This window comes from Gordonia sp. UBA7860, from assembly GCF_002500165.1.
Classification (GTDB): domain Bacteria; phylum Actinomycetota; class Actinomycetes; order Mycobacteriales; family Mycobacteriaceae; genus Gordonia; species Gordonia sputi.
This window is the reverse complement of record NZ_DLSO01000126.1, coordinates 106,489-116,984: the sequence shown is the minus strand read 5'-3', so window position 1 is coordinate 116,984 and position 10,496 is coordinate 106,489. Positions and strand designations below refer to the sequence as shown.

9 protein-coding genes and 1 pseudogene are annotated in these 10,496 nt (G+C 66.5%); 3 read left to right on the top strand and 7 right to left on the bottom strand.

Annotated elements, in window-relative coordinates; translation table 11 throughout:
- On the bottom strand, positions 1–278 hold a 278-nt coding region (locus B3T59_RS16240), incomplete at its 3' end, for an acyl-ACP desaturase (protein ID WP_287004319.1).
- Between the two features lie 192 nt (positions 279–470).
- Here B3T59_RS16240 and B3T59_RS16235 point away from each other — a divergent pair.
- A complete protein-coding gene (locus tag B3T59_RS16235; RefSeq protein WP_005204902.1) occupies positions 471–1,187 on the top strand; it encodes a response regulator in 717 nt (238 codons plus the stop codon).
- A 4-nt stretch (positions 1,188–1,191) separates the two neighbouring features.
- Here B3T59_RS16235 and B3T59_RS16230 read toward each other — a convergent pair whose 3' ends face one another.
- Genes B3T59_RS16230 through mqo form a run of 6 tightly spaced genes read right to left on the bottom strand, consistent with a single transcriptional unit; the run spans position 1,192 to position 9,062 of the window.
- The gene (locus B3T59_RS16230; RefSeq protein ID WP_251721104.1) at positions 1,192–2,859 is read right to left on the bottom strand and encodes a GAF domain-containing sensor histidine kinase; all 1,668 of its coding nucleotides are present in this window, start codon (positions 2,857–2,859) and stop codon (positions 1,192–1,194) included.
- Complete coding sequence (locus tag B3T59_RS16225; RefSeq protein ID WP_287004317.1) at positions 2,859–4,301, bottom strand: cobyrinate a,c-diamide synthase; 1,443 nt, start codon at positions 4,299–4,301, stop codon at positions 2,859–2,861. The genes B3T59_RS16230 and B3T59_RS16225 overlap by 1 nt, the downstream gene beginning before the upstream one ends.
- Positions 4,302–4,320: 19 nt before the next feature.
- Positions 4,321–4,938: a cob(I)yrinic acid a,c-diamide adenosyltransferase gene (gene cobO, locus B3T59_RS16220; protein WP_064861978.1), complete on the bottom strand. Its 618-nt coding sequence runs from the start codon at positions 4,936–4,938 to the stop codon at positions 4,321–4,323.
- Between the two features lie 32 nt (positions 4,939–4,970).
- Complete coding sequence (locus B3T59_RS16215; RefSeq protein WP_251721101.1) at positions 4,971–7,019, bottom strand: VWA domain-containing protein; 2,049 nt, start codon at positions 7,017–7,019, stop codon at positions 4,971–4,973.
- Positions 7,016–7,489 carry a GNAT family N-acetyltransferase gene (locus tag B3T59_RS16210; protein WP_251721100.1) on the bottom strand — a complete coding sequence of 158 codons (474 nt, stop codon included), beginning with the start codon at positions 7,487–7,489 and terminating at the stop codon, positions 7,016–7,018. Before B3T59_RS16210 ends, B3T59_RS16215 begins: the two co-directional genes overlap by 4 nt.
- Before the next feature lie 40 nt (positions 7,490–7,529).
- Positions 7,530–9,062 (bottom strand): malate dehydrogenase (quinone), encoded by a 1,533-nt coding sequence (mqo, locus tag B3T59_RS16205; protein WP_064861991.1) that lies wholly within the window; start codon positions 9,060–9,062, stop codon positions 7,530–7,532.
- A gap of 182 nt (positions 9,063–9,244) precedes the next feature.
- Here mqo and B3T59_RS16200 point away from each other — a divergent pair, with 182 nt between their 5' ends.
- Entirely contained in the window at positions 9,245–10,318 is a 1,074-nt protein-coding gene (locus tag B3T59_RS16200; RefSeq protein WP_372495411.1) for an alpha/beta hydrolase, read from the top strand.
- Positions 10,315–10,496: pseudogene (locus B3T59_RS16195) on the top strand (mycothione reductase); the annotation flags it as partial. The gene B3T59_RS16200 and the pseudogene B3T59_RS16195, both read left to right, overlap by 4 nt.

Here is a 10,496-nt window from a genome sequence, read left to right as displayed (position 1 = left end):
CGGTGATACGACGGCAGGTTGTCCTCGGTCAGCAGATTGGTGATCATCGCCGCCTTCGCGACGTCGGAGAGCTGCGACTGCTCCGGATCCCAGTCGACGCCACCGAGAGCAGCGAAGTTGCGCCCCTCGTCCCAGGGCACGTAGTCGTGTGGATGCCAGTCCTTGGTCATCTTCATGTGCCGCTCGACCTCGGTCTCACATACGGGAAGCAACTCCCGCAGCAGATCCGATCCGGTCATCCTTGTGTCGCTGGTTGCTGGCCCGATGAGGCTCGTCACTGTCTCTCCTCGTCTCGTCGTCGACGCCGCGCGTGGCGGTGCGTCGTCGGATTGCGTTCGGCCCGACCACCGACCTCCCCCGACAGATACCCACTCTCGCGTGTGACGCAGGGGGCGTGAGTGAGACCAAAGTCCCGAGTGGATGGGGACCGACGTCGCGTGCTCGAGTGCGACCTGCGGTAATTTCGGTGCATGCATTCCGAAGGTCAGCCGGCTCCCGCAGCGTCAGATCCCACGGCATCGGTTCCGCCCTCGCCGGACGCGTCAAGCGTTCGCGTCTTTCTCGTCGACGACCACGAGTTGGTGCGTCGAGGTCTGCGTGACCTGCTCAGCACCGCCGACGACATCGAGGTGGTCGGCGAGGCCGCATCGGTCGGCGAGGGTCGCGTCGGCATTCTCGCCGCCAAACCCGATGTCGCGGTCCTCGACGTCCGGCTCCCCGACGGCAACGGCGTCGAACTGTGCCGCGATGTGCGTGCCGCCGAACCCGAGATCCGCTGCCTCATGCTCACCAGTTACGCCGACGACGACGCACTGCTCGCCGCGGTCCTCGCGGGTGCATCCGGCTTCGTGCTCAAGCAGATCCTCGGCCATAACCTGATCGCTGCGGTGCGCACCGTCGGACGGGGCGGCTCCCTGCTCGACGACCGTTCGACCGCAGCACTGCTCGCCAAGCTGCGCGACGGGAAGAACAAGCCGTCCGATCCTCTGGCAGAACTCACCCATCAGGAACGCGAGGTGTTCAACCTCATCGGCGACGGGCTGACGAACCGTCAGATCGCACAGCGAATGTTTCTGGCGGAGAAGACGATCAAGAACTACGTCTCACGTATCCTCGCCAAGCTCGACATGCAACGACGCACCCAGGTCGCGGTGATGGCGACCAAGATCCGCGACGGCAAGGCCTGAGCCACTAGGCGAGCGGCACCGACCAGGTCAGCGTCGTCCCCGACGTACGGCCCGGTGCCACACGAGGATTGGTGACGACGGTGAAGGTTCCGTCGCATTCTTCTGCGCGGCGTGTGAGGTTCTCCAGGCCGCGATAGGTGACGTCGGTACCGATGCCCACGCCATCGTCGGTGATCTCCACCGACAACACGTCGTCGGCGCTGACCGACACCGAGATGTGCTCGGCGTGTGCGTGGCGCAGCGCATTCGACAGTCCCTCGCGCAGCACGGCGTCGATGTGTGGCCCCAACGCGTCGGGGACAACAGTGTCGACGGGGCCGTCGAATTGCACACTTGGCGCGATCGGCGCATGGACGGAGAGTTCGGACACGATGTCGAGGACGCGACGCCGCAACGTCGCGGTGTCGTGGTGTCCGGAGACGGTCTGCAGGTCGAAGATCGAGGTGCGAATCTGCGCAATCGTGCGGTCGAGGTCGGTCATCACTTGTTCGAGCCGCTCGGCACGCGCGGCGTCGTCGAATCGTCCCACCGAACCGGTGCCACCTGCCGCGAGCATGGTCTGTATCGACATGCCGATCGCGAACAGTCGCTGAATCACGTGGTCATGCAGGTCACGGGCGATTCTGTGGCGGTCGGAGAGCACCTCGAGGTCGCGCGCGACCTGCTGTTGCTCCGCGTACACCATCGCCAACGACGCCACTTCGGAGACTCCGGCGAGACCCGACGCCTCCTCGGGCTCCCACACCGGCTCGTCGGCATGCGTGATCACGATCCACCCGAACGCCCCCGAAGCACGCGCCAGCGGCTGCACCGTCGCCCAGCGAGCACCGCGTCGGCCGAGAGCGGGCGAGAGATCGGCTATCGGCACGATCGACATCCCAGTCCCCGCCGGCGCCGCGAAGTCCGCGGGATCGATCTTGAGCGGGCCGCCGGTGTGACCGCTGAGCACGATGTCGTCGCCGCTGTCGGTCTCATCGCTCAGGATGAGGACGTCCGTGGCACCAACCAGGTCCGCCACATCCGCACACATCCGAGAAAGCGTGTCCTCCAACGCAATTCCCGAGAGCGGCTCGGAGCCACGACGCACCAGCACCTGCATCCACCGCTGTCTCGTGCGTGAGCTCTCGAACAACTGCGCATTGTCCACGGCGATTCCGGCGGCTACCGCGAGCACCGCGATCAGCGCTTCGTCGAGCGCCGAGAACTCGTCGGCGCCACGTTTCTCGGTCAGGTAGATGCGGCCGAAGTTGGAGCCGCGGATGATGATCGGAGCACCGAGGAACGTCGTCATCGGCGGATGGTTCGGCGGAAAGCCCACCGACGCAGGGTGTTTCGCCAGATCCGGGATGCGCAGGATGTTGGGGTCGTTGATCAGGACCCCGAGCACGCCCTTGCCGACCGGCAGCGATCCCATCGCAGACCGCTCTTCGGGGGAGATCCCCGTGTACACGAACTCCGACAACCCTCCGTCGGGACCGCGCACACCCAACGCGCCGTAGCGAGCATCGACGACTCCGACAGCGACCTCGACGATCCGCTGGAGGGCTTCGTCGAGATCAAGTCCCTGCCCGACAACGAGAACGGCCTCGAGCAGATCACGCAGGATCGCCGGATCGTTGACGCCGTGTTCGCGTAGCATCTCGAGCACCTGCGCAACATTGCTCCCGACCATCACATCTCCTTCGACTCGCAGGCGCGCACAAACCGCGCGATGGACGCCGGCACCGCCGCCGGGTGGACATGCAGATACGAGGCGAGGACATTCGACGTCGCCACGCCGTGCACACCCGGCGCGCCGTGATGGTCACGCCACGCCCACGCAGGCGTACCAGCGTCGAGTTCGACGACGCTGCGGTGGAATTCGTGCCCGGTGACCCGTTCACCCGCCCGGTAGAGCGCCGAATCCGACACCGCCACAGCGTCGCGATATCCGAGGGTGAGCGAGGGGCCGAATCGGCCGACCGCATCGATGACGCCGGTCATCGGATGCCCGTCGAGCTCCCGGGTGAGGTACAGCAGACCCGCGCACTCACCGTGAATGGGTCCGCTCGCGCGGTTCAGCGCCGCGATGTCTTCTCGCAGTTCATGATTGGCCGCCAGCTTGTCAGCGTGTTCTTCGGGGAATCCCCCTCCGACGACGAGTCCTGCGGTGCGCTCGGGCAATCGGTCGATGAGCGGATCGAACTCGACGACCTCGGCGCCTGCCGCGCGTAACAACTCCGCGTGCTCGGCGTACCCGAAGGTGAACGCGGCACCCGCAGCGATCGCGACGACGGGACTGCCAGAGTGGGGACGAGCAGAGTGGGGACGACCAGGGTGGGGACGTGCGGATTGCGCGCCCACTCCCGCGTCTGCGATGGCGTCGGCCGCCGACCACGGCTTCGATAGCGTTACGCCTCCCGATTCCGCGAGCGCGACGATCGCCTCGAGATCCAGTGCTGCGCCGACCATTTCCGACATCGCGTCGACAGCTGCGACGGCCTCGACCGACCTCTCGGCGGCGGGGATCAGCCCCAGGTGGCGAGAGGGCACCTGAAGGCGCGAGTCGCGACGCAAGACCCCGAGGACAGGCATCCCGACTCGCGCACACGCCTGTCGCAGCACCGCCTCGTGTCGCGGGGAGCCCACCCGGTTGAGCACCACGCCTGCGATCCGCACCGACGGCTCGTAGCCGACGAAGCCGTGGAGCAGTGCGGCGAGCGACTGACTGTGACCCGCGGCGTCTACGACGAGAACGACCGGTGCGTTCAGCAGTGTGGCGACATGCGCGATCGAGCCCATACCGATCGGGTCCATGTCGGCGGCATCGTCGGCGGTGATCCTGCCGTCGAAGAGTCCCATGACTCCCTCGATGACCGCGATGTCGGCGTCGGCAACTCCGGCCGCGAACAGGGGCCCGATCAGGTCGGCTCCGACCAGGTTGGGATCGAGGTTGCGACCGACACGTCCCGCGGCGACCGCGTGATAGCCGGGATCGATGTAGTCAGGGCCGACCTTGAACGGCGCAACGCGACGCCCTGCCCTGCGTAGCGCGCCGATCAACCCGGTACTCACGGTGGTTTTGCCGCTACCCGACGACGGCGCGGCCACGACCACTGCGGGGATCGACGTCATGTCGCCCTCGTCACGCGGCTCACCACTCGATTCCCTTCTGGCCCTTGCGTCCCGCGTCCATCGGGTGCGCGACCTTGCGCATCTCGGTCACCAGGTCGGCAGCGTCGACCAGTGCGTCGGGAGCACGACGTCCGGTGATCACCACGTGTTGGCGACCGGGTCGGTCGACGAGTGTCCGCACCACCTCGTCGGTGTCGATCCATCCCCAGTCGAGGGGGTAGGTGAACTCGTCGAGCACGTAGAAATCGTGCTGCTCGTCGGCGAGACGGCGGGCGATCTCGTCCCAACCGGCGCGTGCCGCCGCGGCGTGGTCGTCGGCGACGTCGGCATTGGCGCGCAGCCACGACCAACCCTGCCCCATCTTGTGCCATTCGACGGGCCCGCCGATGCCCTGTTCGTTGTGGACCTCGCCGAGCGCGGCCATCGCGGACTCTTCTCCCACACGCCACTTGGCGCTCTTGACGAACTGGAAGACCGCCACCCGCAGGCCCGCGTTCCACGCGCGCATGGCCATTCCGAACGCCGCCGTCGACTTTCCTTTGCCGTCACCGGTGTGCACGGCGAGTACCGGCTGCTGTCGACGCTGCCGGGTGGTCAACCCATCGTCGGGAACCGTCTGCGGAACACCTTGGGGCACAGTAACTCTCCCTACTCTCGCGCGGACTCTGATCAGGCGGCCGACGCGCGCGACGGACGCCGGCCGGTCGCGGGAGCCGACAACGCCGCCACCGACAGGTCGTCCATCCGCATCGTCTGCGCCCCGAGGCCCACGGCAAGATCCCCGGCGAGTCCGAGTCGGACCACGCCCTGCTCACAGTCGACGACGACACTGTCGATACCGTTGCGCCGAATTCGCTGCGCCGCAACGGATGCGCGCCCCGCAGCGTCGGGTCCCGCGGTGGCCCTGCCGTCGGTCAACACGACGAGTAGCGGTCGACGTCGGGGCTCGGCACGGCGGGCACGCTCGATGACACGTTGTGCCTCGATCAGCCCTTCCGCCAACGGGGTTCGGCCACCGGTTCTGATGTCGGCGAGCCGTCGCACAGCGATATCGACGGATTTCGTCGGCGGCACGGCAAGTTCTGCACGCGATCCGCGCGCCACGATCACCGCGACCCGATCGCGCCGGGTGTACGAATCGCGCAGCAGGTCAACGCATAAGCGGCTCACGGCGCTCAGTCGCCTGCGTGCCGTCATCGACCCGCTCAGGTCGACGACGAACACCACCAGATTGCCCTCTTGCCCGATGCGTTGTGCCCCACGCAGATCGACCGGTGCGACCGATAGTCTCTCGGGCATCAACGTCGATACCTCGGCGGCGGCCACCGAACGCCCTGCGGCGCGCAGCACTGTCCCGAAGAGATGAATGGGCCCACCGTGCGCGAAGTCGGTGTCGGCCACAGTGTGTCCGCGACGGCTTCGTGCGCGTGAGCGCTTACCGGGATCGCCATCGCCGACGCCGTCGGCCCGCAGGCGACGCACGCGCACACCAGAACTCGACGCCGCGGTGCCGAACATCTGTCCGCGCCGCGGTTGCTGCGACTGCCCGGACACTTCCTGGTCGACCGGCTCGGCACTGGAATCCTGTTGGGGTCCAGCAGGATCGGGGCCAGCGGGATCGGAGTCAGCGGGCGACCCGTCGAACGACTCGTCGCGCTGCTCGGGCGCGGGAGCACCATCGGGTCCGTCGGGGTCCGGCTCGGGCTCGTCCGGTGGACCCGCGGCGTCGTCGCCTGCGGACAGCGCGTCGTCGAGTTGCTGCTCGGACATGCCCGACTCGTCGAAGGGATCTCGTCGACGCCGGTGTGGCAGTGCGAGTTCGACGCCGACGCGCACATCCTCCTCGGTCACCGACGTGGACCCGCGCAGCGCCGCATGTGCGGCCGCGGTGCGCGCGACGACGATGTCCCCGCGCAGTCCGTCGACGTCGAGGTGTGCGCAGATGCCTGCAATGCGTCGCAGTTCTCGCTCGCTGATCTCGACGTTTCCCACAGACCCGCGCGCGGCGGCGATCCGGTCGGCGAGCGCGCGCTCGTCGTCGGCATACCGCTCGACGAAGCGATCGGGATCGGCGTCGAAGTCCATCCGGCGTCGAACGACCTCGACACGCTCGTCGACCTCACGCGCCGCGGTGACGTCGACGGCCAGCCCGAATCGGTCGAGCAGTTGCGGACGCAGTTCTCCCTCTTCGGGATTCATCGTTCCGACGAGTACGAAGTCGGCCGGCTGGGTGTGCGAGACACCGTCACGCTCGATGGTCACGCGTCCACTGGCCGCGGCGTCGAGCAGCACGTCGACCAGGTGGTCGGCCAGAAGATTGACCTCGTCGATGTAGAGCACTCCCCCGTCGGCACGCGCCAGCAGGCCAGGCGTGAACACCGCCTCACCGTCGCGCAGTACGGCCGTCAGGTCCAGCGAACCGACGACGCGATCCTCGGTGGCGCCGATGGGGAGTTCGACGACCCTGCCCGTCGGCGATTCGCTGACGCCGTCGTGGGCCGTGCCCCCATGCGCGATCAGCGGTCCGAGTCCGCGCACGATGGTCGATTTGGCCGTCCCCTTCTCGCCGCGGATCAGCACACCGCCGATACCGGGAGACACCGCACACAGGATCAGCGCCAACTTCAGTCGCTCCTGCCCGACGACCGCGCTGAACGGGTATCGAGCGGGTGTGGCGCCGGTGCTCGCCGGAGCTGCGACAGCGTGCCTGCCGCTCATGAGCGCGTGCTTCTGGCAGGCCGAATCATCGAGACGTGCGGGATGCCGTCCTCGAGGTACTCCTCGCTGTCGACGACGAAGCCGAACTTCGCGTACATGTCGATGAGATAGCTCTGCGCCTCGATACGGCATGGGTGCTCGCCGACCTCGGCGAGCGCTGTCTCGATGAGACGCGCGGTCATGCCCTCGCCTCTACGAGAACGATCGGTGCACACACGCCCGATCCGATAGAGCTCGCCGTCACCGGGCGCCCCGGAATCCTCCAGGAGCCGCAACGTCGCGACCACACGCCCCTCGTCGTCGGACACCCAGAGCTGGCGGGTGGCGGGTTCGAGATCCCGACCGTCGAGCTCCGGGTACGGGCAGGACTGCTCTACGACGAAGACGTCGACGCGCAATCGCAGGATGTTGTACAGCGTCTCGACGTCGAGGTCGGCCGTGTAACTGCGATGAAGCTGCCCAGAGGTCATGGTGTCGTGACTATCACACCGACAGCACGCACGTCACAACTCAGCCTGCCGGCGCGGGCTCGACGTCGGCGTCGGCCGGGGCCGCGACGGTATCGCGACGTAGTTCGAGACTGCTGCTCGTCCAATCCCAGACCTGGTGGAAGAGGTCGGCATTGTCGGAGAGCTTCTTGCCGAACGACGGGATCATCTCGGTCAGCTTCGGCGTCCAGCGCTCGAAGTCGGCCGGGAAGCACTGCTCGAGCACTGAGAGCATCGCCGGAACCGCCGTCGACGCGCCGGGCGACGCGCCGAGCAGACCTGCGAGCGTGCCGTCTCCGGCAGCGACGACCGCCGTGCCGAACTCGAGCTTGCCGCCGACGCCGTCTTTGTTCTTACGGATGACCTGCACACGCTGACCTGCGGTGATCAGCTCCCAGTCGTCGCCGATGGCGCGGGGCACGAACTCACGCAGGGTGTCGACGCGATCGGCGGAGCTCGCGGCGAGCTCGCCGATGAGGTACTTGAGCAGACCGAATTCCTGCGGTGCGATCGAGAGCATCGGCAGTACGTTGCCGGGCTTGACCGTGCTCAGCAGATCCGTCATCTTGCCGCTCTTGAGGAACTTTGGCGACCATCCGGCGTACGGCCCGAACAGCAGACCCTGGCGATGGTTGATGACACGGGTGTCGAGGTGTGGCACCGACATCGGCGGCGCGCCGACGGCGGCCTGGCCGTACACCTTGGCGTGGTGCTCCTCGATGAGCTCGGGATTGTTGCAGCGGAAGAACTCGCCCGAGACCGGGAAGCCGCCGAAACCCTTTGCCTCTTTGATGCCGGATTTCTGCAGCAGGTGCAACGCACCACCGCCCGCGCCGACGAACACGAACTTGGCGTGCACGGTCCACTTCTCGCCGGTACGGACGTTGCGTACCTTGACGATCCAGCTTCCGTCGGACTGCTTGCTCAGGTTGGTCACGGAGTGACCGAAGTAGATGTCGCCACCCTTGCCCACAAAGTTGAGGAGCTTCTGGGTGAGCGAACCGAAGTCGACGTCGGTGCCCTCGGTGAACCAGTTCAACGCGACCGGATCGGAGAAGTCACGACCCTGCGACATCAGCGGGAGTCGTGCACTGAACTCGCCCGGATCGGTGATGTACTCCATGCCCTCGAAGAGAACTTCCTTCGAGAGCGCGTCGTAGCGCTTGCGGAGGTAGTCGACGCCCGCGTCACCGTGGGTGAAGCTCACGTGCGGAATCGGATTGATGAACTCCGAAGGGCGGGAGATGATGTCGTTGTCGACCGCGTAGGCCCAGAACTGTCGAGAGACCTGGAACTGCTCGTTGATGGCGATCGCCTTGGTGATGTCGACGCCACCGTCTGCGGTCTTCGGGGTGTAGTTGAGCTCGCACAACGCTGAGTGGCCGGTGCCCGCGTTGTTCCACGGGTCACTGCTCTCTCCGGCCGCGGCATCGAGCCGTTCGAAGAGGCTGATCGTCCAGTCAGGCTGCACCTGCCGCAGCAGCGCACCGAGGGTGGCACTCATGATGCCGGCGCCCACGAGCGCAACGTCCGTCTTGATCACCGATTCAGACAACTCGGACCCCACTTCAGACTCCACTCGACAACACTGTCTTGTGTTGCGGAGGACGAATCCTCGTCCACGTCGACCATTGTTCCCCATGAGTGTGTGTGCGCCCGAATCGCCTCCGCCAAGTGTGGGCCGGATGACACTTGCGTGCGCGCGTCGCATGCGCCTTTACAGTGGAAATCGTGACGGTGTCCCCAGAGTCGGCCACTCGGCAGTCGACCTCCTCGGTGCAAGACGATTCCGCTGACCGCGATTCCGGTTGGCAACCCGACGGTTTCCTCGACCACTACGAGGTTCGGACGTTTGACCTCGGTCCCGACCCGGACGGCGAGGGTCCCATCACCGCGACCCTGGTTCGCAAGCCGATCGCGCCGGCGGCCGCAACCAAGGGCGCCGTCCTCTACGTCCACGGATTCACCGACTACTTCTTTCATGAGCCCCTCGCCGATCACTTCCATGACCGCGGGTACGCGTTCTACGCGCTGGATCTACGCAAATGTGGACGGTCCCTGCTCGACGGGCAGACTCCGCATTTCGTCCGCGACCTCGCGGCCTACGACCTCGAACTCGGGCTCGCACTCAACGCGATCGCCGACGACTTCACCCCTGACACGCCGGTCCTGGTCGCTGCGCATTCGACAGGCGGATTGATCACCCCGCTGTGGCTCGATCGGCTCCGCGCCACATCGCCCGAGCGCCACGCACGCGTGTCCGGGCTGCTGCTCAACAGTCCGTGGCTCGACCTGCAGGGCAAGCCCGTCCTGCGCACCTACCCCGTGACGATGTTCATCAAAGCCCTTGCGGCCGTGCGCCCGTTCGAGGCACCCAACCGCGAACTCTCCGCCGCGTACGGCGAGAGCCTGCACGTCGACTCCCACGGAGAGTGGGCATACGACCTCACGAAGAAGCCACTCGGCGGCTTCCCTGTCACGTTCGGATTCCTCAACGCGGTCCGCTCGGGTCAACGCCACCTTCATCATGGCATCGACGTCGGAGTGCCGACGCTTGTATTGCGCTCGGACGCAACGAAGTTCGCCAAGAAGTATTCACCCGCCGTCGATGCGGCCGACGTCGTTCTCGACGTCACGCAGATCGCGCAGTGGAGCGGCAGTCTCGGCGGTCACGTCACGATCGCCCCCATCGCCGGTGCACGCCACGACGTATTTCTGTCCGTCGAGTCGGCGCGCACACAGGCCTACACCGAGGTCGATCGGTGGCTCGACACCATCGTCGACCCCTCTCCCGCGAGGAGCACATCGTGACCGCATCACCCGACACCCGATCAGCCACGCAGACAGTCGATCTCGCCATCATCGGGAGCGGAAGCGGTAACTCGATTCCCGACGACCGCTTCGCCGAGAAGCAGATCGCCATTTTCGAGGAGGGCATCTACGGCGGGACCTGCCTCAACGTCGGGTGCATCCCGACGAAGATGTTCGT

Coding starts and splice junctions, on each gene's coding strand:
- B3T59_RS16235 (WP_005204902.1), top strand. CDS start 471: ATGCATTCCGAAGGTCAGCCGGCTCCCGCAGCGTCAGATCCCACGGCA.
- B3T59_RS16230 (WP_251721104.1), bottom strand. CDS start 2,859: ATGGTCGGGAGCAATGTTGCGCAGGTGCTCGAGATGCTACGCGAACAC.
- B3T59_RS16225 (WP_287004317.1), bottom strand. CDS start 4,301: ATGACGTCGATCCCCGCAGTGGTCGTGGCCGCGCCGTCGTCGGGTAGC.
- B3T59_RS16215 (WP_251721101.1), bottom strand. CDS start 7,019: ATGAGCGGCAGGCACGCTGTCGCAGCTCCGGCGAGCACCGGCGCCACA.
- B3T59_RS16210 (WP_251721100.1), bottom strand. CDS start 7,489: ATGACCTCTGGGCAGCTTCATCGCAGTTACACGGCCGACCTCGACGTC.